The sequence below is a fragment of the Streptomyces sp. NPDC000134 genome (genome assembly GCF_042899225.1).
Taxonomy (GTDB): domain Bacteria; phylum Actinomycetota; class Actinomycetes; order Streptomycetales; family Streptomycetaceae; genus Streptomyces.
In genome coordinates this window covers 1-25,738 of record NZ_JBIAZN010000008.1, presented here as the reverse complement: position 1 = coordinate 25,738, position 25,738 = coordinate 1, and the positions used below count along the sequence as shown (strand labels likewise).

Here is a 25,738-nt window from a genome sequence, read left to right as displayed (position 1 = left end):
TGCGGTGCGGGTCAGCCCTTGGTGGCGCCGGCGGTCAGGCCGCCGACCAACTGGCGTTCGGCGACGGAGTAGAAGGCGAGGGCGGGCACCATCGCGAGGACCAGGTACGCGAAGACGCGGGCGGTGTCGGCCGAGTACTGACCCTGGAACTGCTGCACGCCGATCGGGATGGTCCACCAGGTGGAGTCGGTGAAGACCAGCAGCGGCAGGAAGAAGTTGTTCCAGCTCGTGACGACGGCCAGCACCGACACCGTGCCGAGGGCGGGGCGGGCCATGGGCAGCAGCACCCGCCAGAAGAAGCCGAGCGGGCCGCAGCCGTCGAGGGTGGCCGCCTCCTCCAGCTCGCCGGGGATCTCCCGGAAGAAGCCGCGCAGGATGATGATGGTCATCGGCAGCCCGAACGCGGCCTGCGGCAGGATCACGCCGAGCGGGTTGTCCAGCAGGCCCATCGACCGCAGCAGCAGGAACAGGGGCAGCGCCGCCACCGCGAAGGGGAACATCAGCCCCATCGTGAACAGCGTGAACAGCACCTCCCGCCCGCGGAAGGCGAACCGGGCGAAGGAGAACGCGGCCAGCGCGGAGACCGCGACCACGATGACGGTGGTGGCCACCGCGATCAGCGTGCTGTTGCCGACCAGCCGCCAGAACGAGCCCGAGGAGAGGATGTCGGTGTAGTTGGACACCACCCACGGTTCGGGCAGCCCGACGGGGTTGCCGGAGAGCTGGTCGGTGGACTTGAACCCGGACACCACCGCGTACAGCAGCGGTACGGCCATGACGGCGCCGACCACGATCAGGACGACGTGGAGCGGCAGCGTCCGGAACCTCCGCCGGCTCTGGGGGGTCTTGTCGGTGGTGAGCGTCACTTGCCGCCTCCTCGCATGGTCGTGGTGGCTCCCTGGAGGTCGCGCCGGAGCACGAACCGCTGGTAGGCGAGGGCGAAGACGAGGCTGATGCCGAACATGACCACGCTGATCGCGCTGGCGTAGCCGACCTGGTACCGCTTGAAGCCGAACTGGAACATGGTCACGGCCATGGTCTCGGAGTGGTGGTCGGGACCGCCCTGGGTGACCACCCACACCAGGTCGAACAACTGGATGGCGCCGATGACGGACAGGAAGACGCTGATCCGCAGGGTGGGCGCGAGCAGCGGCAGCGTGACGTTGCGGAACCGCTGCCAGGCGCCGGCGCCGTCGATGAGCGCCGCCTCCGTCAGCTCCTTGGGGATGGACTGGAGCCCGGCCAGGTACAGCATCATGTGGAAGCCGAAGTACTTCCAGGTCATGACGAGGAAGAGGGTCGCCATCACCGTCGACGGGTCGGAGAACCACTCCCCGCCCACCCAGCCCAGCCCGATGTTGTCGAGCACCTGGTCGGCGAGTCCGTCGTCGGGAGCGAAGATCATGCTGAACAGCACGCCGGTGATGGCCTCGGAGAGCACGTACGGCGCGAAGAACAGCATCCGGTACAGGGCCCGGCCGCGGATGCGCTGGTTCAGCAGCACCGCCATGGCCAGCGCGAACGGCAGTTGCACCGCCAGCGACAGCAGCACCAGCAGCAGGCAGCGCCACAGGTCGCCGAGGAAGACCGGGTCGTCGAAGAGACGGGTGAAGTTCTCGGTGCCGACGTAGTCCGAGGGCATCCCGAAGCCGCCCCACCGGAAGAAGGCGGCGTACAGGGCGAACAGGATGGGCAGCAGCACGAGGACGATGAACAGCACCAGGGCGGGCACCTGGAAGCTCACCGCGGTGAGCCAGTTGACCGCGCGGCGCCGGGCCCGCCCCCGGGCCGCGTCGGCCGGCGGGGGCGGGAGGTCGGTGCCGGGTCCGGTGCGCTTGTCCGGCAGGAACGTGGAGGTCATCGGCGGTTACTGCTCTTCCTTCGCGACCTTGGTGATCGACTCGCTGACCTGCTCGGGCGACTTGGAGCCGGCGATCAGCGCGGCGACGCTCTCGTTGACCTCCTGGCCGAGGGCCGGGGCGTATGCCTGGTCGAGGTAGAGCTGGAAGCCGGTGGACGCCTTCAACTGGGTCTGTACGGCCTTGAGGTTGACGTCGGTCAGGGCGTCCTCGGCGGCCGGCACGACGGGCAGGACGCCGGTCTTCTTCACCAGTTCCCGGTCGGTGGTCTCCGAGGCGAAGAACTTCAGGAAGTCGACGGCCGCCTGCGGGGCGCCCCGGCGCAGGGCGTGTCCGCCGCCTCCGCCGAACACCTCGGTGATGGCGCCCTTGCCGCCCTCGACCGCCGGGAACGGGAAGAAGCCGAGGTCGTCCCCGAGGCCCTTGCCCGCGTCGGCCTGGACCACCGGCGCCCACTGGCCCATCAGCTCCATCGCCGCCTTGCCGTTGCCGACGGCGGCGGCCTGGCCGCTGGGGGTGGAGTAGGCGGCGCCGAGGAAGCCCTTCTGGAACGGCTGGAGACCGACCAGTTCCTTCAGCAGCTTGCCCGCCTCGACGAACTCCGGCGCGGTGAAGTCCTTGTCGTCGGCGGCCTTCTGCACGGCCTCGGCGCCGGCGGTGCGCATCGCGAGGTACGCCCAGTAGTACATGCCGGTCCACGCCTCCTTGCCGGCCAGGGCGATGGGCGTGATGTCCTTGGCCTTCAGCGCGCGTACGGCGTCGAGGAAGCCGCTCCAGGTGGTGGGCGGGGTGCTGATGCCGGCCTTCTTGAACAGCGCCTTGTTGTACCAGAAGCCGACCATGCCGATGTCGAACGGGATGCCGTACGCCTTGTCGTCGATCGAGTACGGCTCCTTGGCGACGGGCAGCAGGCCCTCGGACCACTCCTTGGTGCGGTCGGTGAGGTCCTCGACGAGGCCCGCGTCGACCTGCTGCTTGAGGACGCCGCCGCCCCAGGTGTGGAATATGTCCGGGAGCTTCCCCGAGGCGATCAGCGCCGTCATCTTCGACTTGTAGGCGTCGTTCTCCAGTTGAACGATCTTGATCTTCACCTTGGGGTTCTGCGCCTCGAACTTCTTGGCGAGGGCCGCCCAGACGTCCTTCGTCGGCTGCGTGGTGGAGATGTTCCACCACTCGACCGTGGTCGTCCCGGACGAGCCGCCGTCCGAGTCACCGCCACAGCCGCTGAGTGCCGTCATTCCCAGACCGGCCGCGGCCGAGGCCGCGAGGAAGCCGCGGCGAGACAGTGCCGGGTCGCCCATGGTGCGCTCCTTGAGGTACGAAAGTTTCGGAGATAATCCAGAAAGATGCGTTGCTGCCGCACCCTAGAGACAGCGCCTGAACGGTGGCAACCCCCTGTACGCGATGAATCTGCGGAGGTACCGCCCCAGACAGGGGCCACGCGAGCCGTCCCGGGCCGCACAGACCACCCGCAAGGCGAAAGTTTCGGATCAATAACCGAACGTTCCGGTTCGACGGCCGCGCGCATACGGGAGCCGACGGCCCCGGGGTGGTCCCGGAGCCGCCGGCTCCCGTGCCTGGCGCGGCCTCCCGCCGCCCGGCTCAGCCCCGCGTGACCAGGGCCTTCAGCGCGATGTTCAGCTTCAGGACGTTCACCCGGGGCTCCCCGATGAAGCCGAGGGTGCGGCCCTCGGTGTGCTCCTCGACGAGCGCCCGGACGGCGGCGGCGGACAGGCCGTTCTCGTGGGCGACCCGGTACACCTGGAGGGCGGCGTACTCCGGTGAGATGTCCGGGTCCAGCCCGGAGCCGGAGGAGGTCACCGCGTCGGCGGGGACGTCGGAGAGCCGCACGGTGTGGCCGGGCACCGAGTTGTCCTCGACCACGGCGGCCTTCGCCTCCCGTACCCGCCGGAGCGACTCCGGGTTGTCGGCGGCCAGGTTGGTGGCGCCGGACAGGATCAGCTCGTACCGCGTGTTGAGGCCGTTCTCGCCCAGACCGCCCGCGGGCCGTCCCTGGAACCACCGCGGGTCGGGTGCGGAATTCCGCTGTCCCGCCGCCGCCGGCAGGTGATAGGACTGGCCGATGAGCGCCGAACCGACGGTCCGGCCGTCCGCCGTGACCTGCGAGCCGTTCGCCTCGCCGGGGAACAGGGCCTGGGCGGCGCCGGTGACGAGCAGCGGGTAGGCCACGCCGGTCACCAGGGTCATGACGAGGAGGGCGCGCAGGCCGGCGCCGAGCATCCGGGCGGTGCGGGTTACCGAGGAGTGCATGGCGATCAACCGATTCCGGGGATGAGGGAGACGAGCAGGTCGATGAGCTTGATGCCGGCGAACGGGGCGACCAGCCCGCCGAGCCCGTAGACGGCGAGGTTGCGGCGGAGCAGCCGGTCGGCGCTGACCGGCCGGTACCGGACGCCCTTGAGGGCCAGCGGCACCAGCGCGACGATGACCAGGGCGTTGAAGACGACGGCCGACAGGATCGCGGAGTTGGGCGAGGACAGCCGCATGACGTTGAGCTTGTCCAGGCCCGGGTACACCGCGGCGAACAGCGCCGGGATGATCGCGAAGTACTTGGCCACGTCGTTGGCGATGGAGAACGTCGTCAGGGCGCCCCGGGTGATGAGGAGTTGCTTGCCGATCCCGACGATCTCGATGAGCTTGGTCGGGTCCGAGTCGAGGTCGACCATGTTGCCGGCCTCCTTGGCGGCCGACGTGCCGGTGTTCATCGCCACGCCGACGTCGGCCTGGGCGAGGGCGGGCGCGTCGTTGGTGCCGTCGCCGGTCATCGCGACCAGCTTGCCGCCGGCCTGCTCCCGTTCGATCAGCGCCATCTTGTCCTCGGGGGTGGCCTCGGCGAGGAAGTCGTCGACGCCCGCCTCCTCCGCGATGGCCTTGGCGGTCAGCGGGTTGTCGCCGGTGATCATGACGGTACGGATGCCCATGCGGCGCAGTTCCGCGAACCGTTCGCGCATGCCCTGCTTGACGACGTCCTTGAGGTGGACGACGCCCAGCACCCGGGCGCCGTCCGGGTCCTCGACGGCCACCAGCAGCGGGGTGCCGCCGGCCCCGGCGATGGCGTCGGCCAGCTCCGCCGCGTCCGGGGCCGGCCTGCCGCCGCGCTCCTCGACCCAGGCGAGCACCGAACCGGCCGCGCCCTTGCGGACCCTCCTGCCGCCGGCGTCCACGCCCGACATGCGGGTCTGCGCGGTGAACCCGATCCACTCGGCGTCCGCGAGTTCACCCTGGTGGCGTTCGCGCAGGCCGTACTCCTCCTTCGCGAGGACGACGATCGAGCGGCCCTCGGGGGTCTCGTCGGCCAGTGAGGAGAGCTGCGCGGCGTCCGCCAGTTCGGCCTCCGTCACCCCGCGCACCGGCACGAACCGGGCCGCCCGCCGGTTGCCGAGGGTGATCGTGCCGGTCTTGTCCAGCAGCAGCGTGGAGACGTCGCCGGCGGCCTCGACCGCCCGGCCCGACATCGCCAGCACATTGCGCTGCACCAGGCGGTCCATGCCCGCGATGCCGATCGCGGAGAGCAGGGCGCCGATGGTGGTGGGGATCAGGCAGACCAGCAGCGCCACCAGCACGACCATCGTCAGATGAGTGCCCGCGTGGCCGGCGAACGCCGGGAGCGTGGCGCAGGCCAGCAGGAAGACGACGGTCAGCGAGGCCAGCAGGATGTTCAGCGCCACCTCGTTCGGCGTCTTCTGCCGGGCCGCGCCCTCCACCAGGCCGATCATCCGGTCGATGAAGGTCTCCCCCGGCCTGGTGGTGATCCGCACGACGATCCGGTCGGAGAGCACCTTGGTGCCGCCGGTGACGGCGGACCGGTCGCCGCCGGACTCGCGGATCACCGGCGCCGACTCCCCGGTGATCGCCGACTCGTCGACGGAGGCGACGCCCTCGACGACATCGCCGTCCCCGGGGATGACGTCCCCGGCCTCGCACACCACCAGATCGCCGACGCCCAGCTCGGTGCCGGGCACCACGGTGCCGTCCGTGCGCCGGGCCACCGTGTCGGTCCTGGCCCGGCGCAGGGTGTCGGCCTGCGCCTTGCCGCGGCCCTCGGCGACCGCCTCCGCGAGGTTGGCGAACAGGACGGTGAGCCAGAGCCAGGCGCTGATGGTCCAGCCGAACAGGTCGCCGGGGTCCCGGAAGGAGAACGCGGTGGTCAGGACGGAGCCGACCAGCACCACGAACATCACCGGGGACTTGGCCATCACCCGCGGGTCGAGCTTGCGGAAGGCGTCCGGCAGCGACCTGACGAGCTGCCTCGGGTCGAACAGGCCCCCGCCGACCCGGCCGCCGTCCTGGTGGCCGGACGGCACGTCCTGGTGCGGCGCGCGGGCCGGGGTGAGCGTGGACATCGCGCCCTCTCGCTTGGGTGTACGGGTGGTACGGGAGGTTCGGGGGCTCCGGGGGCTCCGGGGGCTCCGGGAGGCCCGGAGGGTCCGGGGGGTCCGGGGGGTCCGGGGGGTCCGGGGGGTCCGGGGGGTCCGGGGGGTCATCCCGCCAGCCCCTCGGCCAGCGGCCCCAGCGCCAGCGCCGGGAAGAACGTCAGCCCGGTCACGATCAGCACCGCGCCCACCAGCACGCCGGTGAACAGCGGCCGCTCGGTGCGCAGGGTGCCCGCGGTGGCCGGCACCGGCCGCTGCGCCCCGAGGGAGCCGGCCAGGGCGAGCACGAACACCATCGGCAGGAAGCGGCCGAGCAGCATGGCGAGGCCGGTCACGGTGTTGAACCAGTCGGTGTTCGCGTTCAGCCCGGCGAAGGCCGAGCCGTTGTTGTTGGCGGCGGAGGTGAAGGCGTACAGCACCTCGGAGAAGCCGTGCGCGCCCGGGTTGAGCGCCGAGTGCGGCGGGGTCGGCAGGGCCAGCGACAGCGCGGTGCACACCAGCACCAGCGCCGGGGTGATCAGGATGTGGACGGCCGTCAGTTTGATCTCGCGGGGGCCGATCTTCTTGCCCAGGTACTCCGGGGTGCGGCCGACCATCAGGCCGGCGAGGAACACCGCGACGACCGCCATGACCAGCATCCCGTACAGCCCGGAGCCGACACCGCCGGGCGCGATCTCGCCCAGCATCATGCCGAGCAGGGCGAGGCCGCCGCCGAGGCCGGTGAAGGAGGAGTGGAAGGAGTCGACGGCGCCGGTGGAGGTGAGGGTCGTGGAGACCGCGAAGAGCGACGAGCCGGCGACGCCGAAGCGGACCTCCTTGCCCTCCAGCGCGCCCCCGGCCGCCTCCGGCGCGGGGCCGTGGTGGGCGAACTCGGTCCACATCATCAGGGCCACGAACCCGGCCCATACGACGGCCATCGCGGCGAGGATCGCGTACCCCTGCCGCACCGAGCCGACCAGCAGGCCGAACGCCCGGGGCAGGGAGAACGGGATCACCAGGATCAGGAAGATCTGGAAGAGGTTGGTGAACGGCGTCGGGTTCTCGAACGGGTGGGCGCTGTTGGCGTTGAAGTAACCGCCGCCGTTGGTGCCCAGCTCCTTGATGGCCTCCTGCGAGGCGACCGCCCCGCCGTTCCACTGCTGGGCACCGCCCGTGAACTGCCCGACCTCGTGGATGCCGGCGAAGTTCTGCACCACCCCGCGGGCGACCAGCACGATCGCGGCGACGGCGGCCAGCGGCACCAGCACCCGGGTGACCCCGCGCACCAGGTCGGTCCAGAAGTTGCCCAGCTCACCGGAGCGCGAGCGCGCGAAGCCCCGGACCAGGGCCACGGCGACGGCCATGCCGACGGCGGCGGAGACGAAGTTCTGCACGGCCAGACCGGCGGTCTGCACGACGTGTCCCATGGTCTGTTCGCCGTAGTACGACTGCCAGTTGGTGTTGGTGACGAAGGAGACGGCCGTGTTGAACGCCTGCGCGGGCGGGACGGAGGCGAAGCCCAGCGAGCCCGGCAGTACGCCCTGGAGCCGCTGGAGCAGATAGAGGAAGAGGACGCCGACGGCGGAGAAGGCGAGCACGCCCCGCAGATACGCGGGCCAGCGCATCTCGGCGTCCGAGTCGGCGCCGATCGCCCGGTAGATCCACCGCTCCACCCGCCAGTGCCGGCCGGCGGAGTAGACCCGGGCCAGATGGTTGCCCAGGGGGATGTGTGCGAGGGCCAGTGCGCCTGTCAGGGCGAGGATTTGCAGCACACCGGCGAGTACGGGACCCATGGCCGCTCTCAGAACCTCTCCGGGAAGATCAGGGCGAGGACGAGATAGCCCAGCAGGGCGACGGCCACGACGAGGCCGACGATGTTCTCGGCGGTCACAGCTTCGTCACCCCCTTGGCGACGAGGGTCACCAGCGCGAAGGCCGCGACCGTGGTGACGACGAAGGCCAGATCGGCCATCGTGAGCTCCTGGAGTGGGGTGCGAGGAACAAGGACGTTCCGAGGAAACTCCCCGTCCGACCGTTTCCGACCGCCGTTGACGGGGCCCTTACGGCCCGCCGTACGCCCTTGACGGCTCTCTTACGGCTCACCCGGCCCCCGGCGTCGCGGGGCACCCCACGGGCCGCCCTCCGCCCCGGCCGCCTATCGTGACCGGCATGCAGTCCTACACCATCGGCCAGGCGGCGCGGCTGCTCGGCGTCAGCCCGGACACCGCCCGCCGCTGGGCGGACGCCGGCCGGATCACCACCCGCCGCGACGAGAGCGGGCGGCGGGTCATCGACGGCCGGGACCTGGCCGCGTTCTCGGTGGAGCTGGCCGGCACCGACGAGGAGCCGTCGTACACGTCGGTGCGCAACGCCTTCCCCGGGATCGTCACCGCCATCAAGCTCGGCGACGTCGCCGCCCAGGTCGAGATCCAGGCCGGCCCGCACCGCCTGGTCTCCCTGCTGACCCGGGAGGCCGTGGAGGAACTCGGCCTGGAGGTCGGCATGGAGGCCACCGCCCGCGTGAAGTCGACAAACGTCCATATCGACCGCACCTGAGACGAACGCACATGCGGCCCCATCTCCGTCTCTCCCTCGCTCATGCGATGCGACAGGTGACGTACGCCTGGCAGATGCGACAGTATGACCGACGTCGCCCGTCGTGCCGTGGCGGCGCCCGCCGAGTCCGCACCACCGAGGGAGTGGCCCCCTGATGACCCGTTCCGTGCGCCGGACCCACCGGCACCGCCGGACCCTGTCCGCGGCCGCTGCGGGAGCCGCCGCGCTGCTGACGCTGACCGCCTGCGCCTCCGCGGACTCCGACGCCGGGAGCGGGGGGTCCTCGCGCGAGCCGTCCGGCACCGTCACCGTCTTCGCCGCGGCCTCGCTCAAGGAGAGCTTCACCGCGCTCGGCGAGCGGTTCGAGCGGGCCCACCCCGGCACGAAGGTCACCTTCAGCTTCGGCGGCAGCGACACCCTCGCGGCGAGCATCACCGGCGGCGCCCCGGCGGACGTGTTCGCCGCCGCCAGCCCCAAGACCATGAAGACGGTCACCGACGCGGGCGGCACGGACGGCAACCCGGCCATCTTCGCCCGCAACCGACTGGAGATCGCCACCCTGCCGGGCAACCCGCACCAGGTGTCCTCCCTGAAGGACCTGACCGCCCCCGGCCTGAAGGTCGTCCTGTGCGACAGGACCGTCCCCTGCGGCTCCGCCGCGCGGACCGCCCTCGACGCCGCCGGGCTGAAGCTCACCCCCGTCTCCTACGAGGAGGACGTCAAGAGCGCCTTGAACAAGGTCGTCCTGAAGGAGGCCGACGCCGCCGTCGTCTACCGCACCGATGTCAAGGCGGCGGGTGACAAGGTGGAGGGCGTGGAGTTCCCCGAGTCGGCCCGAGCCGTCAACGACTATCCGATCGCCCTGCTCAAGGACGCCCCCAACGCCACCGCCGCGAAGGCGTTCGTCGACCTGGTGCGCTCCGCCGACGGCCGGGGGACGCTGACCGGGGCCGGGTTCCTCCAGCCGTGAGCGGACCGCGCAAAGGCGTCCGATCGGGCCGGTCCCGGACGGCACCGCTCCCCCTGCTGCTCCCGGCGGTCGTGGGCCTCGCCTTCCTGCTGCTGCCGCTGATCGCCCTGCTCGTCCGCACGCCCTGGAGCACCCTGCCGGACCAGTTGACCAGCGCCGAGGTGTGGCAGGCGCTCAGGCTGTCGCTGCTCTGCGCCACCTCGGCGACCGCGCTCAGCCTGGTCATCGGCGTCCCCCTGGCCTGGCTGCTGGCCCGCACCGACTTCCCCGGCCGGGGCCTGGTCCGCGCCCTGGTGACCCTCCCGCTGGTGCTGCCCCCGGTGGTCGGCGGCGTCGCCCTGCTGCTGGCGTTCGGCCGCAACGGTTTCGTCGGGCAGTGGCTGGACGCCTGGTTCGGGATCACCGTCCCGTTCACCACCACGGGCGTCGTCCTCGCGGAGACCTTCGTGGCGATGCCGTTCCTGGTCATCAGCGTGGAGGGCACGCTGCGCGCCGCCGACCCCCGCTACGAGGAGGCCGCCGCCACCCTGGGCGCCTCCCGCTTCACCGCGTTCCGCCGCGTCACGCTGCCGCTGATCGCGCCGGGCGTCGCGGCCGGCGCCGTACTGGCCTGGGCGCGGGCGCTGGGCGAGTTCGGGGCGACGATCACGTTCGCCGGGAACTTCCCGGGCCGCACGCAGACCATGCCGCTCGCCGTCTACCTCGCCCTGCAGAACGACCCGGCGGCGGCGATCGCCCTCAGCCTGGTGCTGCTGGCCGTCTCCGTCGCCGTCCTGGCCGGACTGCGCGACCGCTGGATGACCGCCTCATGACCCCCGCCCCGGCCACCCCGCCCCCGCACCGCCCCGGCCGGCCCGGCCTCGACGCCCGGCTCGTGGTCGACCGCGGAGACTTCCGGCTGGACATCGCCCTCAGCGCGGCCCCCGGTGACGTGGTGGCCCTGCTCGGCCCCAACGGCGCCGGCAAGACCACGGCCCTGCGCGCCCTGGCCGGCCTGGAGCCCCTCACCGGCGGGCACCTGCGCCTGGACGGCGCCGACCTGGACCGTACGCCCCCGGAGTCCCGCCCGGTCGGCGTGGTCTTCCAGGACTACCTGCTCTTCCCGCACCTCAGCGCGCTGGACAACGTGGCGTTCGGCCCGCGCTGCCGCGGCGCCGCCAAGGCGGAGGCCCGCGACCAGGCCGCCGCCTGGCTGGACCGGATGGGCCTGGCCGACCACGCCGGCGCCAAGCCCAGGCGTCTGTCCGGCGGCCAGGCGCAGCGCGTCGCCCTCGCCCGCGCCCTGGCGACCCGGCCCCGACTGCTGCTGCTCGACGAGCCGCTCGCCGCGCTGGACGCCCGCACCCGCCTGGAGGTACGGGCCGGGCTGCGCCGCCATCTCGCGGAGTTCGAGGCCGTCGCCGTCCTGGTCACGCACGACCCGCTGGACGCGATGGTGCTGGCCGACCGGCTGGTCGTCGTCGAGCACGGCCGGGTCGTCCAGGAGGGCACGCCCGGCGACATCGCCCGTCACCCGCGCACCGACTACATCGCCCGGCTGGTCGGCCTCAACCTCTACCGGGGGCAGGCCGACGGCCACACCGTCCGCCTGGACGCGGGCCCGTCCATCACCACCACCGAGGACCTCGCCGGCCCGGTCTTCGTGGCGTTCCCGCCCGGTGCCGTCACCCTGTACGGGGAGCGGCCCGCCGGCGCCAGTGCCCGCAACCTCTGGCGCTGCGAGGTCGCCGGCCTGGAGACGCACGGCGACCAGATCCGCGCCGACCTCACCGGCGAACTCCCGCTGGCCGCCGACCTGACCACGGTCGCCGCGGCCGAACTGGGCCTCCACCCGGGCACGCCGGTCTGGGCCGCCGTGAAGGCGACCCAGACCCACGCGTACCCGGCGTGAGGCTTCGGTGACGGTGACGTAGGGGCGTCAGTCCTGGTACGCGTCCAGCGGCGGGCAGGAGCAGACCAGGTTGCGGTCGCCGTAGGCCTGGTCGATCCGGCGCACCGGCGGCCAGTACTTGTCGGCGGCCGACACCCCGCCCGGGAAGACGGCCTCCTCGCGGCCGTAGGCGTGCTCCCACTCCCCGCCGAGCGCGGCGGCGGTGTGCGGCGCGCCCCGCAGCGGGTTGTCGTCCGCGGGCCACTCACCGGAGCCGACCTTCTCGATCTCCGCGCGGATGGCGATCATCGCTTCGCAGAACCGGTCCAGTTCGGTCAGGTCCTCGGACTCGGTCGGCTCGATCATCAGCGTCCCGGCCACCGGGAAGGACATCGTCGGCGCGTGGAAGCCGTAGTCGATCAGCCGCTTGGCCACGTCGTCGACGCTGACGCCGGTCGCCTTGGTCAGCGGGCGCAGGTCGATGATGCACTCGTGCGCGACCAGCCCGCCCGGCCCGGTGTAGAGCACCGGGTAGTGCGGCTCCAGCCTCTTGGCGATGTAGTTGGCCGACAGCACCGCCACCTGCGTGGCGCGCTTGAGCCCCTCGCCGCCCATCAGCCGGACGTACGCCCACGAGATGGGCAGGATGCCGGCCGAGCCCCAGGGCGCCGCCGAGACGGGCCCGACCCCGGTCTCCGGTCCGGCCGCGGGCTGCAGCGGGTGGTTGGGCAGGTACGGCGCCAGGTGCGACCGTACGGCGACCGGGCCGACGCCGGGACCACCGCCGCCGTGCGGGATGCAGAAGGTCTTGTGCAGGTTCAGGTGCGAGACGTCGCCGCCGAAGTGGCCGGGCCGGGCGAGGCCGACCAGGGCGTTGAGGTTGGCGCCGTCCACGTACACCTGGCCGCCGGCCTCGTGGACCTGGGCGCAGATGTCGGCGACATGGGCCTCGAACACGCCGTGCGTGGACGGGTACGTGATCATCAGCACCGCCAGCTCGTCACGGTACTGCTCGATCTTGGCCCGCAGGTCCTCGACGTCGATCTCGCCGTCCTCGGCGGTCTTGACGACGACGACCCTCATGCCGGCCATCACGGCGCTGGCCGCGTTGGTCCCGTGCGCGGAGGACGGGATGAGGCACACGGTCCGCTGCTCGTCGCCGTTGGCCCGGTGGTAGCCGCGGACGGCGAGCAGTCCGGCCAGCTCGCCCTGGGACCCGGCGTTGGGCTGGAGGGAGACCTTGTCGTAGCCGGTGACGTCGGCGAGCCGCTCCTCCAGCTCGCGGATGAGCTTGAGGTAGCCCTGGGCCTGCTCGGCGGGCGCGAAGGGGTGCAGTTGCCCGAACTCAGGCCAGGTCACCGGCTCCATCTCGGTGGTGGCGTTGAGCTTCATGGTGCAGGAGCCCAGCGGGATCATGCCGCGGTCCAGCGCGTAGTCGCGGTCGGCCAGGCGGCGCAGGTAGCGCAGCATCGCGGTCTCGGAGCGGTGCTGGTGGAAGACGGGGTGGGTCAGGCACTCGTCCTCGCGCAGCAGCCCGGCGGGCAGCGCGTCCTCGGTGGCCGCGTCCAGCGCCTCGATGTCGCCCTCGACGCCGAACGCCGTCCACACCGCGCCCACCTGGGCCCGGGTGGTGGTCTCGTCGCAGGCCGCGGAGACGTGGTCGGCGTCGACCAGGCGCAGGTTCACCCCGTTCCGCCGGGCGGCGGCGACGACCTCGGCGGCGCGTCCGGGCACCCGGGCGGTGACGGTGTCGAAGTAGGCGCCGTGGACCACCTCGACGCCGCCCGCGGTGAGGCCGGCGGCGAGGATCGACGCGTAGCGGTGGGTGCGGCGGGCGATGCCGCGCAGGCCGTCCATCCCGTGGTAGACGGCGTACATCCCGGCCATCACGGCCAGCAGCACCTGCGCGGTGCAGATGTTGCTGGTGGCCTTCTCCCGGCGGATGTGCTGCTCACGGGTCTGCAGGGCGAGCCGGTAGGCCCGGTTGCCGTCCGCGTCCACGGAGACGCCGACCAGCCGTCCGGGCAGGCTGCGGGCCATCTTCTCCTGGACGGCCAGGTAACCGGCGTGCGGTCCGCCGAAGCCCATCGGCACCCCGAACCGCTGGGTGGTGCCCACCGCGATGTCGGCGCCCAGCTCGCCGGGCGACTTCAGCAGCGTCAGCGCCAGCAGGTCGGCGGCGACGGTGACCAGCGCGCCCAGCTCGTGCGCCCGGTCGATGACGGGCTTGATGTCGCGTACGGCTCCGGAGGCGCCCGGGTACTGGATGAGGACGCCGTTGATCTCCCGCTCGGCGACCTCGGCCGGGATGCCGTCGCCGAGGTCGGCGACGACGACCTCGACACCGGTCGGTTCGGCGCGGGTCCGGATCACGGCGATGGTCTGCGGCAGCGCGTCGGCGTCGACCAGGAACAGCCCCTTCTTGTTCCTGCCCAGCCGCCGGGACAGCGCCATCGCCTCGGCGGCGGCGGTGCCCTCGTCGAGCAGCGAGGCGCCGGAGGTCGGCAGGCCGGTGAGGTCGGCGACCATGGTCTGGAAGTTCAGCAGCGCCTCCAGGCGGCCCTGCGAGATCTCCGGCTGGTACGGCGTGTAGGCCGTGTACCAGGCCGGGTTCTCCATCACGTTGCGCAGGATCACGGGCGGCGTGAAGGTGCCGTAGTACCCGAGCCCGATCATCGAGTCGAGCACCTGGTTGCGGTCGGCCAGCGAGCGCAGCTCGGCCAGTACCTCGGCCTCGGAGCGGGCGCCCGGCAGGTCCAGCGCCTCGGCGCTGCGGATGGCCTCCGGCACGGCGGCGGCCGTCAGCTCGTCGAGCGACCCGTAGCCGACCTGCGCGAGCATCTTGGCCTGGGCCCCGTGGTCGGGGCCGATGTGGCGCTGCTCGAACGGTATGCCCTGTTCGAGTTCGGTGAGCGGGATGCGAGGGGCGGTCATTGCGGAGGCCTCCTGGTCTGACGCGACCTGCGAGGGGCACCACGGCACGGGTGCCCGGACGGCCTCCCCCTCTGTCATCTGCACCTGAGAGCTTCACCGGGCCGCCCGAGGGCTGCCGGCTTTCACCGTCGGTGAGAGCGGAAGCCGTCGACACCCGCTCTGCTTTCCAGAGTGACCTCGTCCGTGCGGTACGTGGGCCTGAGAGATTCCGGGGAGGATTTGCTCCTTCGGCGCCTCCGATACAGCCTGGAGGACTCTCCCGCACGGGGTCAGCAGCCGTGTGCCAGCCTACCAGCGCGGTCAACGACCGCTCGTTCGAGTGGCCGTCCTCCGGATTCTGCTCTTTTGTAGTGCTTACGGATGATTCACCGGATGGTTTGCGACCACGTGGAGGGCCCGTGCGTACCGACATCGATCCGCGCAACCTGATCGGCCGCAAGGCGTTCGACCGCAACGGCACCCGGATCGGCACCGTCGACGAGGTCTATCTCGACGACGCCACCGGGGTGCCCGAGTGGGCGGCGATACGCACCGGGCTGTTCAGCCGGGACGCGTTCGTGCCGCTGGAGCCCAGCGAACTCGTGGACGGCGCCCTGCGCGTCCCCTTCGACCGCTCCCTGATCAGGGAGGCCCCGGACTTCGGCGTCGGCCGCCACCTCTCCCCCGAGCAGGAACTCCAGCTCTACCACCACTACGGCCTGGACATCGCCGCCCCGCCCGACCTCCCCGACCGCACCTTCGGCACCCTGGCAGGCCAGGAAGACCCGGCCTGACCACGTCACCCCCCTGTTGCTTCCGTCCTCCCGCTCGACCCGCCCCCTCCGCCGCTCTCAGTGCCTCCGCCCCGAGGCCCCGGCCTCCGGCGCGTCCGACGCGGGCGCCGCCTCCGTGCCGTCCGGCGCCGGCCCCTCGCCCGGTCTTCGCTCCACCAAGGGCAACGGCTCCGCCGGTTCCAGCCCCGGGTCGTCGACCCGGAACGTCCGTACCCGCCCCGGCGGCGACCCGGGCGTCTCGAAGCGCACGGTGACCCGCCCGAGGCCGCTGCCCTGGACCCACCCGTGCCCGTACTCGGCGTGGCGGACGTCGTGCCCCGACGGCCAGCGCCGCTCGGCGGACGGCTGCTCGCCCTCGGCGGGCGGGCCCTCCGCCGCCGCACCTCCGGCCCGCTCCGCCCCTTCCGCCACCGCCTCCCCCGCGTCGGCCGCCGCCCGCTCCCCGGCCGCCTGCGCGAACAGGTCCTCCTGCGTGTAGTCGGCCAGCCCGGTGACACCCACGCCGAGCAGCCGTACGCCGCCGGTGGTGTCCACCGAGTCCAGCAGCCGCGCCGCCGCCTCCCCGACCACCGCGGGGTCGTCCGTGGGCCCGCGCAGCGTCTCGGACCGGGTCAGCGTGGAGAAGTCGTACCGCCGCACCTTGAGCACGATGGTCCGCCCCGACAGCCCGGCCTGCCGCAGTCGCCGCACACACCGGTCGGCGAGCCGCCGCACCTCCAGCCCGACCCGCACCCGGTCGTGGATGTCCACGTCGTAGGTGTCCTCCACCGACACCGACTTGGTCTCCCGCTCGGCCACCACGGGCCGCTCGTCGCGCGCCAGCGCCATCGCGTACAGCGCGTGCCCGTGCGCCTTGCCCAGCAGCCGGACCAGCTCGTCCTCCCCCGCCTCGGCCAGCTCCCCCACCGTGGTGATCCCGGCCCGCCGCAGATGGTCACCGGTGGCCGGCCCGACCCCGGGCAGCGTCCGCACGGACATCGGCGCGAGCAGCGCCCGCTCGGTCCCCGGCTCGATCAGCACCAGCCCGTCCGGCTTGGCCTGCTCGGAGGCGATCTTGGCGAGCATCTTGGACGCGGCGAGCCCGACGGACCCCGTGAGCCCGGTGACCGCCCGGATGTCCGCCCGCAGCCTCACCCCGGCCAGTTGCGCCGACTGGGCGTCCCAGGCGACCCCGCCGGCCTCCAGGTCCACGAACGCCTCGTCCAGGCTCAGCGGCTCCACCAGCGGCGACAGCGCCCGCAGCAGCCGCATCACCTGCTCGCTGATCGACCGGTAGAGCTGGAAGCGCGGCACGAGATACGCGGCGTTCGGCGCGAGCCTGCGGGCCTGCGCCATGGGCATCGCCGAGTGCACGCCGAAGACCCGCGCCTCGTACGAGGCCGTGGCGACGACCCCGCGGGGACCGAGGCCGCCGACCACGACGGCCTTCCCGCGCAGGCTCGGCTTGGACGCCTGCTCCACCGAGGCGAAGAAGGCATCCATGTCGAGGTGCAGGATCGTGGGCGCGGTTCTCACATCTCCGATGCTGCCTCACGCCACTGACAACGCGCCGCCCGGCCGCCGGTGTCCCGGCGTGTTCAGACCGCCCGGTTGCGCCGCCGCGCCAGTTCGTCGGCCGGATTGTGCCCGACCAGGGTCTCACCGGTGTCGATCCGCTCGCCGTGCAGTTGCGACAGCGCGCTCTCCACGTCCCGCCACACCACCCCGACGGCGATCCCGAAGATCCCCTGACCGCCCTGGAGCAGGGCGTGCACCTCGTCGGGCGACGTGCACTCGTAGACCGTGGCGCCGTCGCTCATCAGCGTCATCCGCTCCAGGTCGCGGAAACCGCTCTCCCTGAGGTGCCGCACGGCACTGCGGATGTTCTGCAGCGACACGCCCGTGTCGAGGAACCGTTTCACGATCTTGAGGACCACGACGTCGCGGAAGCTGTAGAGCCGCTGCGTCCCGGACCCGTGGGCCGGCCGCACGCTGGGCTCGACGAGCCCGGTACGGGCCCAGTAGTCCAGTTGCCGGTAGGTGATCCCGGCGGCCGCACAGGCCGTCGGCCCCCGGTAGCCGATCTGCTCGGTCGTCATGGACGCCGCCCCTCCGCCGCTGGGCACGGCCGCCGGTCGCTGCGGAACGTGATCGGCCGCGCTGCCGGGAAGCCGGTACGGACCGCCCGCCCCGAGACTGCGCCCGGGGGCACCCCCGACCGTACCGTCGCCGCTGCTTCTCACGCCGACCTCCGTCCTTGACCTGCCTCCTCGACGGTAGGCAGTCACCAAGGGTGCGTCAACGATCGCCACACTCGGCACGCCGAGTGATAATCACCCTACGAGTGGTTTACCGTGCCCAACCGCGGGGAAAGGCTAGCCGAATGCCGTCGGCGAAGGCCGTCAGCCGTCACTGGTTGCTGGTGCCGAAGTCCTCCGGCGAGATCTGGTCGAGGAACTCGCGGAACTTCTCCACCTCGTCCTCCTGCTCGTCCGGGATCGCGATGCCGGCGTCGTCGAGCACCGTGTCACTGCCGTAGATCGGCGTCCCGGTGCGCAGCGCCAGCGCTATGGCGTCGGACGGGCGGGCGCTGACCTCCACCCCGCTGGCGAAGACCAGCTCGGCGTAGAAGACCCCTTCACGCAGGTCCGTGATGCGCACTTCGGTGAGCTCCTGGCCGACGGCTTCCAGCACGTCCTTGAACAGGTCATGGGTCAGCGGCCGTGCCGGAGCCATGCCCTGCTGGGCGAAGGCGATGGCCGTCGCCTCCCCCGGTCCGATCCAGATGGGAAGGTAACGGTCGCCTCCCACCTCACGCAGCAGCACGATCGGTTGGTTGGAGGGCATCTCGACCCGGACACCTACGACATCGAGCTCGTTCACACAGCAACCCTAGGCCGTGCCCGGGACGTTTGGGTAGTCGGGCCGGGAACGGGTGACCGATCCGGACCCCTCGGTACCGCCGATTCAGGGCAGCCGTACCCCGAGCGCGCTCTGCACCAGCGCCGCGTGCAGCTTCACCGCGAGCCCCGCCAGCTCCTTGGTACGGGCCTCCGCGTGCGCCCTGGTCTGCGGGTTCCGGTGACGCCTGAGCGGGGCGACCACCTGGTCCACCAGCCCGGCCTCCCGGTCCGCCGCCGCCTTCATCACCCTCAGGTGCCGTGGCTCGATCCCGAACCGCCCCAGTTCCACCACGAGCGAGGCGACGGTCACCGCCTCCGCGTCGTAGGCCCCGTCCGGCAGCGGGGCGATCAGCCCGTACGACTCCCACTCGTCGAGCTGCGGCTCCTCTATCCCGGCCGCGGCGAGCAGCTCCTGCCGTCCGATCCGGGCCGCCGTCGGCGTCTCGGGGGGCTCGGGGGCGGCCTCGCCGTCCCGCGCCCGGCCGAGCGACGGCAGGCTCACCGCCTCCCCGCGTTCCATGGCGTCCAGGTGCTCGCGGATCACCTTCAGCGGCAGATAGTGGTCCCGCTGCATCCGCAGGACGTGCCCGAGCCGCTCGACGTCGTGGGCGCTGAACTTGCGGTACCCGGCCGGGGTCCGCCGCGGGTCGACCAGCCCCTCCGACTCCAGGAACCGGATCTTGGAGATGGTGATGTCGGGAAACTCGTCACGCAGCACGTTCAGCACCGTGCCGATGCTCATCAGTCCACTGTCCGCGGCGGCGGCGCCGGGGACGGCACCGCCGCTCGGTGTTTGAAGCATGGACCTTCCCTGGGGTCTGTCTCCCCGGACCGCGGTCGGGGGGAGGGTCAGTAGCCCCGCTGGCTCGCGTAGAAGACCAGCCGGTACTTGCCGATCTGCACCTCGTCACCGTTGGACAGGGCGACCTGGTCGATGCGCTCGCGGTTGACGTACGTACCGTTCAGGCTGCCCACGTCGGCCACCGTGAACGATCCGTCCGGCTGCCGGCGGAACTCCACGTGCCGGCGGGAGACCGTCACGTCGTCCAGGAAGATGTCGCTCTGCGGGTGCCGCCCCGCCGTGGTCAGCTCGCCGTCCAGCAGGAAGCGGCTGCCCGAGTTCGGCCCCCGGCGCACGACCAGCAGGGCGGACCCCAGCGGCAGCGCGTCCACCGCGGCCTGCGCCTCCGGCGAGAGCGTCGGCATCGGCGTCTGCCCGGTGGCCTCGGCGTCGTACGCCTCCAGTCCCGAGATCGAGATGGTGGACGTCGTCTCGGAGGCACGCTCCGGGGCCGCCCCGGGCCGCAGCGGCGCGCCGCAGTTGGAGCAGAAGCGGCTGTTCTCCGCGTTGCGGTTACCGCACCTCGTACACACCAGGGCCGACATGGACGGATCCTCCTGCGGCGGCTGCCCCGCCGGGGCGTTGGACGCGTACGGACCGGGAGCAAACCCTCCACCCGTACTTGAGGTCGACGGTTGCCCGAAACCTATGCCGCCGGACTGCGCAGGGTCAACAGACGGCGCGCCCTGACCACCCACCTGGTCGCGGAAGAGCGGCCGCCGGCCCTCCGCGTCGGGCTGCGCGCGGTGGCGAGCGGTCGCGTTCTCGCCGCCCTCTCGCGCGCTCTTGCCGAACAACTTCGCAAACAACTTCACGGGCGATTCCCCTTGACCGAAACAGACCCGCCCGTGGGGCAGGACGAACCCTGACTGACCGTACTGACCGACCCGGACACCTTCACAACGTCCGTCGCCGCCAGACAGTTTCCACCACGCACCACCCATTCGGTGCGCCGACCCCCCGCAAGCTCATGCCCTCGTCGGACGGCCCCCATGCGCCCCCGGTTCACCGGGATGACGACCGAGCGTAGTCAGGCCGCTCCGCCGCTCGCAAGGCGTCTACGACGATCTTGCTCGACCGCTCGACCGTGACGGTGGCCAGCTCCTTCTCCAGAGTCTGCACCACGCCTCCCGGGATGTTGAGCGCCGGTTCGAGATCCTGCGGCTTGCCGATGACCTTGAAACGATACGGCGCGGTGATCTTGTTCCCGTCGACGCTCACGGTGTCGCCGGAGTCCGTCAGGAACGTGCCCGCGACCACGCGCACGCCGTTGACCTGGATCGCCTCCGCGCCGGCCGCGCGCAGTTCCTGGACGGCGTCGAGCAGCATGTCCGCCTCGACCCTTCCCTTCGTGTCCTGGACCGTCATCGTGATGCCGGGCCCCTGCGCGGCCACCGTGCCCGCCAGGATGCCGAGTTGCCGTTCCTTCTCGACGGTCTGCTTGCGGGCCTCCTCGGCCTGGTCGGAGCTGTTCTCCAGCTCGTCGCGCTGCTTCTCCAGACCCTGTTTCTCGTCCTCAAGACGTTGCGTACGGTCATCGAGTTCATCGAGGATACGAACAAGATCTTCCTGGCGCGCGCCGCGCAGCGCGCTGTCCCCGTCGCTGTTGGACGCCACCTGGACGGCCAGCCCGAAGCCGAGTCCGAACAGCAGCAGGGCGACGATCAGTTGGGCCCGGGTGACGCGCGGCGGCCACACTCCCTTCACCAGCCGCTGCCGTCCGGTCAGCCCGGCCGGTCTCCGTTCCCCCGGCGTCTCCTGGGCCCCGCCCGGCGGCGCGGTCACCTCTGCGGGCAGCTCCGCGCGGAACCTGTGTCCGGTCGTCTTCCCGTGGTCGCTCATCGGCCTCACGCCCGGAAGACGTGCCGGCGGATCGCCGCGGCGTTGGAGAAGATCCGGATGCCGAGGACGACCACGACACCGGTGGACAACTGGGCGCCGACGCCCAACTTGTCGCCCAGGAACACGATCAGCGCGGCGACGACCACGTTCGACAGGAACGACACCACGAACACCTTGTCGTCGAAGATGCCGTCGAGCATGGCCCGCAGTCCGCCGAAGACGGCGTCCAGCGCCGCCACCACGGCGATCGGCAGATACGGCTCGACGGCCGCCGGAACCTCCGGCCGGACCAACAGTCCCGCCACGACTCCCACGACGAGGCCCAGTACGGCGATCACGATGTGCCCTTCTCGGTTTTCGGTTGTGCGGTACGTACGATCACACTCGGTGCGGCCGGCAGCCGGAGGTCGTCCTCGACGGAGATGCCGGTCCGGATGCCGTAGTTCTCCTGCAGGGCGTGCAGGTACAGCCCGTCGGCGCTGTCCTGGAACCGCCTGCTGAGCCCCTGCCCGTCCCCCACCGCGAGCACGGTGTACGGCGGCACCAGCGGCCTGTTGTCGACCAGTATCGCGTCACCGGCGGCCCTGATCGCGGAGAGTGCGGTGAGCCGCTGCCCGTTGACGGAGATCGCCTCGGCGCCGGAGGCCCACAGTCCGTTGACGACGCGCTGCATGTCCCGGTCGCGCACCCGGCCGGTGTCGGAGAACCCCGAGGTGCCGCGCGGCTCGCCGTCGCCACCCGCGGCGACGTCCTTGGCGTCGTTCACCGACAGCCGCACCCCGGGCCCGTGCACGGCGACGGCCCCCGACAGGATGCCCATGAGATCGCCCCGGCCGCCGTCGCCGCTGTGCCGCAGGGCCTCGCGCTGGCGGGCGCCGACGTCCTCGCGGAGTTCGTCGACGTCGTCCTCCAGGTCGTCGGCGGCCTCGGTCTCCTGGTCGATGCGGTCGATCAGTTCCCCGCGCTCCTTGGCGACGACGGGGGCCGCGACCCGGGCCTGGGCGGCGCCGACGGTCACCACGAGCGCGGCGAGCACCAGCCCGAGGGCCAGGCCGAGCTTGGCCTTGAGGGTCCTGGGCAGGCCCCCGGCACCCTCGGCCTTCTTCCGCGCCGCGGCCTCGGCGTATCCGTCATCGAGGCTGTGGTCCATCACGTTGGTGATCAACGACATGGACGCGTCCGGGCGCGGGGGCCGCGTGGGTGTGCTCCGAACAGGGGGTTGCTGCGGCATGCCGCACATCGTCGCACGTCGCCGCCGCCGACTCCGAACGGCCCCACCGGCGTGCCGGACAGGCCCCCTTGGGGACACTTGTCCGGCACGCCGCGCGTAGGTGTGTTCTACCGGCCGGCGCTGTCCACGACCGCCGACCACTCGTCCAGCAGGGCCTGCGCGGAGGCGTCGTCGGGGCCCTCCGCCCACAGGTGGGTGACCGCCTCGGCCGGGTCCGGCAGGACCATCACCCAGCGTCCGTCGCTCTCCACCACCCGTACGCCGTCGGTGGTGTCCACGGAGCGGTCTCCCGCCTCCTCGACGACCCGGCGCATCACCAGGCCCTTGACGGCCCACGGGGTGGCCAGATCGCGCTTGAGGACGTGCGCCTTCGGAATCCGCGCGTCGATCTGGCTGAGAGTGAGCTGCGTCCGCGCCACCAGTCCGATCAGCCGTACGAACGCCGCCGTGCCGTCGTACACGCTGCTGAACTCGGGGACGATGAACCCGCCCTTGCCGTCACCGCCGAAGATCGTCCCTTCCTCGCCGCCGACCCGGGTGAGGTCGTCGGGAGAGGTGGTCGTCCACTCGACCTGGGTGCCGTGGTACGCCGCCACCTGCTCGGCGATCCGCGTGGTGGTCACCGGCAGCGCGACCCGGCCGCTGCGCCGCTCGGCGGCGATCAGGTCCAGCATCACCAGCAGCGCCCGGTCGTCCTCGATGATCCGGCCCTTCTCGTCGACGAGCGACAGCCGCTCACCGACCGGGTCGAACCGCACGCCGAACGCGGCCCTGGACGATGCCACGATCTCACCGAGCCGGACCAGTCCCGACCGGCGCATGTCCGCCGACTCGGTCGGCCGGGACTCGTCGAGCCCGGGGTTCACGGTCAGCGAGTCCACGCCCAGCTTGCCCAGCAGGCTGGGCAGCACGAGCCCGGCGCTGCCGTTGGACGCGTCCACGACGACCTTGAGACCCGACTCCGCGATCCCGGTCGTGTCGACGTTCCGCAGCAGCGACCCGGTGTACGAGTCGTACACGCTGGACGGGAAGTGCAGGTCACCGATCTCGCCGGGGAAGGCCCGCCGGTACTCCTGCCGCGCGAAGACGCGGTCCAGCTTGCGCTGGCTGCCCTGTGAAAGGTCCGCGCCCTGGCTGTCGAAGAACATGATGTCCACGGAGTCCGGGACGCCCGGAGTGGTCCGGATCATGATGCCGCCGGCGCTGCCCCGCGCGGTCTGCTGCCGCGCCACGGGCAGCGGTACGTTCTCCAGGTCCCGTACGTCGATGGCGCTGGCCTGCAGCGCCGAGATGACCGCCCGCTTCAGCGCGCGGGCGCCACGGGAGTGGTCACGGGCCGTGGTGACCGTGGAGCCCTTCTTGAGCGTGGTCGCGTAGGCACCGGCGAGGCGTACGGCGAGTTCCGGCGTGATCTCGACGTTGAGGATGCCGGACACGCCTCTGGCACCGAACAGGTGCGCCTGGCCGCGGGACTCCCAGATGACCGAGGTGTTGACGAAGGCGCCGGCCTCGACCGTCTTGAACGGGTAGACCCGCACATTGCCCTGGACGATCGATTCCTCACCGACCAGGCATTCGTCACCGATGACGGCGCCGTCCTCGATCCGCGCGGCCCGCATGATGTCGGTGTTCTTGCCGACGACGCAGCCACGCAGGTTGCTGTGCGGGCCGACATACACGTTGTCGTGGACGACGGCCTTGTGCAGGAACGCGCCGGTCTTGACGACGACGTTCGAGCCGACGACCGTGTGCTCGCGGATCTCGGCGCCGGCCTCGACCTTGGCGTAGTCACCGATGTAGAGCGGGCCGCGCAGGACGGCGTCGGGGTGCACGTCGGCACCCTCGGCCACCCAGACGCCGGGCGAGATCTCGAAGCCGTCGATGTCGACGTCGACCTTGCCCTCCAGGACGTCGGCCTGGGCCTTGACGTAGCTCTCGTGCGTGCCGACGTCCTCCCAGTAGCCCTCGGCGACATAGCCGTAGATCGGCTTGCCTTCCTTCATGAGCTGCGGGAAGACATCGCCGGACCAGTCGACGGGCACGTCGGGGTCGACGTAGTTGAAGACCTCGGGCTCCATGACGTAGATGCCGGTGTTCACGGTGTCCGAGAACACCTGGCCCCAGGTCGGCTTCTCCAGGAAGCGCTCGACCTTTCCTTCGTCGTCGACGATGGTGATACCGAATTCCAGAGGGTTCGGCACCCGCGTCAGACAGACGGTGACGAGCGCGCCCTTTTCCTTGTGGAAGTTGATCAGCTCGGTGAGGTCGAAGTCGGTCAGGGCATCGCCGGAGATGACGAGGAAGGCATCGTCCTTCAACGCCTCTTCGGCGTTCTTGACGCTTCCGGCGGTACCGAGTGGCTTCTCCTCGTTGGCATAGGTGAGCTCCATTCCGAGCTCCTCACCGTCACCGAAGTAGTTCTTGACCAGTGAGGCCAGGAACTGCACGGTCACGACGGTTTCATTGAGCCCATGCCTTTTGAGCAGCCGCAGAACGTGCTCCATGATCGGCCGGTTGGCCACCGGCAGGAGCGGCTTGGGCATGCTTGAGGTCATGGGACGAAGGCGTGTGCCTTCGCCTCCGGCCATCACGACGGCCTTCATGTCGGAAGCGTCCTCCTCTAAAAGACGGCTGTCTAGCCGACTTCACCCACTCCAGATTGTCCCGCACTTTTCCAGCGCGGGCCATCGGGCCGCGAAGGGCGTAGAACAGCGAGTTCAATCGGCCATGGCGTCCGCTCGGACCAAGCGGCGGACTTGAACCACATAGAGGACTCCTGCCCACCAGTACAGGGTTGTACCCCATCCAGCGAACGCCCATCCGAAAATAGCAGCGAGTGACGAGATCCAACCACTTCCGTCACTGAGCAGGAGCAGCGGGAAGGCGTACATCAAGTTGAACGTCGCGGCCTTCCCGAGGAAGTTCACCTGCGGCGGGGGATAGCCGTGCCGGCGCAGGATGCCGACCATGACGAGGAGCACCAGCTCGCGCGCCAGCAGTGCAGCCGTCAACCAGAGGGGCAGAATCTCCCGCCAGGTGAGGCCGACCAGGGTGGACAGGATGTAGAGCCGGTCCGCCGCGGGGTCCAGGAGCCGGCCGAGGCTGCTGATCTGGTTCCATCGCCGGGCCAGCTTGCCGTCCAGGTAGTCGCTGATGCCGCTGAGGGCGAGCACCAGCAGGGCCCAGCCGTCACTCTTGGGGCCGCCGAACTCGGGCCTGAGAATCAGCCACAGGAAGAGGGGCACGCCGACGAGACGGGCCATGCTGAGGATGTTCGGGATGGTGAGGACCCGGTCGGTCTGGACGCGGGTCTCCTGGACCTCCACCCGGGGGCCTCCTGGGGGAAACGAGCCAACGATGCCCCCTGACCCTACCTCAACGCAAAAAAGCTCTGGCCCTTGGGTTGTTCACCCAAGGGCCAGAGCTGTAAAAGGAGTTCGGCGGCGTCCTACTCTCCCACAGGGTCCCCCCTGCAGTACCATCGGCGCTGTAAGGCTTAGCTTCCGGGTTCGAAATGTAACCGGGCGTTTCCCCTACGCTATGACCACCGAAACACTATGAAACTGTCAGCCGCACCATGCGTGGCAGCATGGGGCCGTTCGTGGTTT

23 protein-coding genes, 1 rRNA gene and 1 riboswitch are annotated in these 25,738 nt (G+C 71.2%); of the genes, 5 read left to right on the top strand and 19 right to left on the bottom strand.

Translation table 11 applies throughout. The features are described from left to right. Window positions 1–11: 11 nt before the first annotated feature. The 7 genes from ACFY32_RS13520 to kdpF form a co-directional block, all read right to left on the bottom strand. Window positions 12–776, bottom strand: a complete 765-nt coding sequence (locus ACFY32_RS13520) for a carbohydrate ABC transporter permease (RefSeq protein ID WP_359197845.1) — start codon at window positions 774–776, stop codon at window positions 12–14. Between the two features lie 86 nt (window positions 777–862). Then, window positions 863–1,861, bottom strand: a complete 999-nt coding sequence (locus ACFY32_RS13515) for a sugar ABC transporter permease (RefSeq protein ID WP_359197768.1) — start codon at window positions 1,859–1,861, stop codon at window positions 863–865. A 6-nt stretch (window positions 1,862–1,867) separates the two neighbouring features. Continuing rightward, window positions 1,868–3,160, bottom strand: coding sequence for an extracellular solute-binding protein (locus tag ACFY32_RS13510; protein ID WP_359197770.1), 1,293 nt, complete (start codon window positions 3,158–3,160; stop codon window positions 1,868–1,870). A gap of 301 nt (window positions 3,161–3,461) precedes the next feature. After that, window positions 3,462–4,130: a potassium-transporting ATPase subunit C gene (locus ACFY32_RS13505; protein ID WP_359197773.1), complete on the bottom strand. Its 669-nt coding sequence runs from the start codon at window positions 4,128–4,130 to the stop codon at window positions 3,462–3,464. A gap of 5 nt (window positions 4,131–4,135) precedes the next feature. Next, the gene (gene kdpB, locus ACFY32_RS13500; RefSeq protein WP_390674273.1) at window positions 4,136–6,223 is read right to left on the bottom strand and encodes a potassium-transporting ATPase subunit KdpB; all 2,088 of its coding nucleotides are present in this window, start codon (window positions 6,221–6,223) and stop codon (window positions 4,136–4,138) included. Between the two features lie 137 nt (window positions 6,224–6,360). After that, window positions 6,361–8,025 (bottom strand): potassium-transporting ATPase subunit KdpA, encoded by a 1,665-nt coding sequence (gene kdpA / locus ACFY32_RS13495; protein WP_390674272.1) that lies wholly within the window; start codon window positions 8,023–8,025, stop codon window positions 6,361–6,363. Between the two features lie 8 nt (window positions 8,026–8,033). Then, window positions 8,034–8,123, bottom strand: coding sequence for a K(+)-transporting ATPase subunit F (gene kdpF / locus ACFY32_RS13490; protein WP_016434100.1), 90 nt, complete (start codon window positions 8,121–8,123; stop codon window positions 8,034–8,036). Window positions 8,124–8,400: 277 nt separating this feature from the next. Between kdpF and ACFY32_RS13485 the strand changes: the two genes are divergently transcribed. The 4 genes from ACFY32_RS13485 (at window position 8,401) to ACFY32_RS13470 (ending at window position 11,648) form a co-directional block, all read left to right on the top strand. Next, window positions 8,401–8,787, top strand: coding sequence for a molybdopterin-binding protein (locus ACFY32_RS13485; RefSeq protein WP_390674271.1), 387 nt, complete (start codon window positions 8,401–8,403; stop codon window positions 8,785–8,787). A gap of 154 nt (window positions 8,788–8,941) precedes the next feature. Continuing rightward, window positions 8,942–9,757 carry a molybdate ABC transporter substrate-binding protein gene (modA, locus tag ACFY32_RS13480; protein WP_359197785.1) on the top strand — a complete coding sequence of 272 codons (816 nt, stop codon included), beginning with the start codon at window positions 8,942–8,944 and terminating at the stop codon, window positions 9,755–9,757. Further along, on the top strand, window positions 9,754–10,569 hold the full coding sequence (locus ACFY32_RS13475; protein ID WP_390674270.1) for an ABC transporter permease: 816 nt from the start codon (window positions 9,754–9,756) through the stop codon (window positions 10,567–10,569). The genes modA and ACFY32_RS13475 overlap by 4 nt, the downstream gene beginning before the upstream one ends. After that, window positions 10,566–11,648 carry an ABC transporter ATP-binding protein gene (locus ACFY32_RS13470; protein ID WP_390674269.1) on the top strand — a complete coding sequence of 361 codons (1,083 nt, stop codon included), beginning with the start codon at window positions 10,566–10,568 and terminating at the stop codon, window positions 11,646–11,648. Before ACFY32_RS13475 ends, ACFY32_RS13470 begins: the two co-directional genes overlap by 4 nt. A 27-nt stretch (window positions 11,649–11,675) precedes the next feature. Here the strand turns inward: ACFY32_RS13470 and gcvP are convergent, their stop codons facing one another. After that, window positions 11,676–14,561 carry an aminomethyl-transferring glycine dehydrogenase gene (gcvP, locus tag ACFY32_RS13465; protein ID WP_390674268.1) on the bottom strand — a complete coding sequence of 962 codons (2,886 nt, stop codon included), beginning with the start codon at window positions 14,559–14,561 and terminating at the stop codon, window positions 11,676–11,678. Window positions 14,562–14,737: 176 nt separating this feature from the next. Beyond that, window positions 14,738–14,833: riboswitch (glycine riboswitch) on the bottom strand. A gap of 126 nt (window positions 14,834–14,959) precedes the next feature. Here gcvP and ACFY32_RS13460 point away from each other — a divergent pair. After that, on the top strand, window positions 14,960–15,334 hold the full coding sequence (locus tag ACFY32_RS13460; protein ID WP_359197797.1) for a PRC-barrel domain-containing protein: 375 nt from the start codon (window positions 14,960–14,962) through the stop codon (window positions 15,332–15,334). 57 nt (window positions 15,335–15,391) lie between these two features. Here ACFY32_RS13460 and ACFY32_RS13455 read toward each other — a convergent pair whose 3' ends face one another. The 11 genes from ACFY32_RS13455 to rrf all read right to left on the bottom strand — a co-directional run bounded on the left by ACFY32_RS13455 (window position 15,392) and on the right by rrf (window position 25,682). Next, the gene (locus ACFY32_RS13455) at window positions 15,392–16,849 is read right to left on the bottom strand and encodes a DNA polymerase IV (protein WP_390674267.1); all 1,458 of its coding nucleotides are present in this window, start codon (window positions 16,847–16,849) and stop codon (window positions 15,392–15,394) included. A 62-nt stretch (window positions 16,850–16,911) separates the two neighbouring features. Continuing rightward, on the bottom strand, window positions 16,912–17,556 hold the full coding sequence (locus ACFY32_RS13450; protein ID WP_359197803.1) for a MerR family transcriptional regulator: 645 nt from the start codon (window positions 17,554–17,556) through the stop codon (window positions 16,912–16,914). A 166-nt stretch (window positions 17,557–17,722) separates the two neighbouring features. Beyond that, entirely contained in the window at window positions 17,723–18,196 is a 474-nt protein-coding gene (locus ACFY32_RS13445; RefSeq protein ID WP_004934251.1) for a bifunctional nuclease family protein, read from the bottom strand. 84 nt (window positions 18,197–18,280) lie between these two features. Further along, window positions 18,281–19,018 (bottom strand): MerR family transcriptional regulator, encoded by a 738-nt coding sequence (locus ACFY32_RS13440; RefSeq protein ID WP_359197807.1) that lies wholly within the window; start codon window positions 19,016–19,018, stop codon window positions 18,281–18,283. 47 nt (window positions 19,019–19,065) lie between these two features. After that, window positions 19,066–20,001: an FHA domain-containing protein gene (locus ACFY32_RS13435; protein ID WP_390674266.1), complete on the bottom strand. Its 936-nt coding sequence runs from the start codon at window positions 19,999–20,001 to the stop codon at window positions 19,066–19,068. 61 nt (window positions 20,002–20,062) lie between these two features. After that, window positions 20,063–20,899, bottom strand: coding sequence for a DUF881 domain-containing protein (locus ACFY32_RS13430; RefSeq protein WP_390674265.1), 837 nt, complete (start codon window positions 20,897–20,899; stop codon window positions 20,063–20,065). A gap of 5 nt (window positions 20,900–20,904) precedes the next feature. Further along, complete coding sequence (locus tag ACFY32_RS13425) at window positions 20,905–21,237, bottom strand: small basic family protein (protein WP_003977440.1); 333 nt, start codon at window positions 21,235–21,237, stop codon at window positions 20,905–20,907. Next, window positions 21,234–22,070, bottom strand: coding sequence for a DUF881 domain-containing protein (locus ACFY32_RS13420; RefSeq protein WP_359197816.1), 837 nt, complete (start codon window positions 22,068–22,070; stop codon window positions 21,234–21,236). The genes ACFY32_RS13425 and ACFY32_RS13420 overlap by 4 nt, the downstream gene beginning before the upstream one ends. 167 nt (window positions 22,071–22,237) lie before the next feature. Continuing rightward, window positions 22,238–24,733: a mannose-1-phosphate guanyltransferase gene (locus ACFY32_RS13415; RefSeq protein ID WP_359197819.1), complete on the bottom strand. Its 2,496-nt coding sequence runs from the start codon at window positions 24,731–24,733 to the stop codon at window positions 22,238–22,240. Window positions 24,734–24,847: 114 nt separating this feature from the next. Continuing rightward, window positions 24,848–25,456, bottom strand: coding sequence for a CDP-alcohol phosphatidyltransferase family protein (locus ACFY32_RS13410; protein WP_184599460.1), 609 nt, complete (start codon window positions 25,454–25,456; stop codon window positions 24,848–24,850). A gap of 109 nt (window positions 25,457–25,565) precedes the next feature. Further along, a 5S ribosomal RNA gene (gene rrf / locus ACFY32_RS13405) occupies window positions 25,566–25,682 on the bottom strand. Window positions 25,683–25,738 lie beyond the last annotated feature (56 nt).

Bases quoted from the DNA above. Each gene is read 5' to 3' on its own strand.
- ACFY32_RS13515 (WP_359197768.1), bottom strand. From the start codon at position 1,861: ATGACCTCCACGTTCCTGCCGGACAAGCGCACCGGACCCGGCACCGAC.
- kdpA (WP_390674272.1), bottom strand. From the start codon at position 8,025: ATGGGTCCCGTACTCGCCGGTGTGCTGCAAATCCTCGCCCTGACAGGC.
- ACFY32_RS13435 (WP_390674266.1), bottom strand. From the start codon at position 20,001: ATGGGTGGTGCGTGGTGGAAACTGTCTGGCGGCGACGGACGTTGTGAA.
- ACFY32_RS13415 (WP_359197819.1), bottom strand. From the start codon at position 24,733: ATGAAGGCCGTCGTGATGGCCGGAGGCGAAGGCACACGCCTTCGTCCC.
- ACFY32_RS13505 (WP_359197773.1), bottom strand. From the start codon at position 4,130: ATGCACTCCTCGGTAACCCGCACCGCCCGGATGCTCGGCGCCGGCCTG.
- ACFY32_RS13470 (WP_390674269.1), top strand. From the start codon at position 10,566: ATGACCCCCGCCCCGGCCACCCCGCCCCCGCACCGCCCCGGCCGGCCC.
- ACFY32_RS13430 (WP_390674265.1), bottom strand. From the start codon at position 20,899: ATGAGCGACCACGGGAAGACGACCGGACACAGGTTCCGCGCGGAGCTG.
- ACFY32_RS13520 (WP_359197845.1), bottom strand. From the start codon at position 776: ATGGCCGTACCGCTGCTGTACGCGGTGGTGTCCGGGTTCAAGTCCACC.
- ACFY32_RS13420 (WP_359197816.1), bottom strand. From the start codon at position 22,070: ATGTCGTTGATCACCAACGTGATGGACCACAGCCTCGATGACGGATAC.
- ACFY32_RS13440 (WP_359197807.1), bottom strand. From the start codon at position 19,018: ATGCTTCAAACACCGAGCGGCGGTGCCGTCCCCGGCGCCGCCGCCGCG.
- gcvP (WP_390674268.1), bottom strand. From the start codon at position 14,561: ATGACCGCCCCTCGCATCCCGCTCACCGAACTCGAACAGGGCATACCG.
- ACFY32_RS13485 (WP_390674271.1), top strand. From the start codon at position 8,401: ATGCAGTCCTACACCATCGGCCAGGCGGCGCGGCTGCTCGGCGTCAGC.
- ACFY32_RS13510 (WP_359197770.1), bottom strand. From the start codon at position 3,160: ATGGGCGACCCGGCACTGTCTCGCCGCGGCTTCCTCGCGGCCTCGGCC.
- kdpB (WP_390674273.1), bottom strand. From the start codon at position 6,223: ATGTCCACGCTCACCCCGGCCCGCGCGCCGCACCAGGACGTGCCGTCC.
- modA (WP_359197785.1), top strand. From the start codon at position 8,942: ATGACCCGTTCCGTGCGCCGGACCCACCGGCACCGCCGGACCCTGTCC.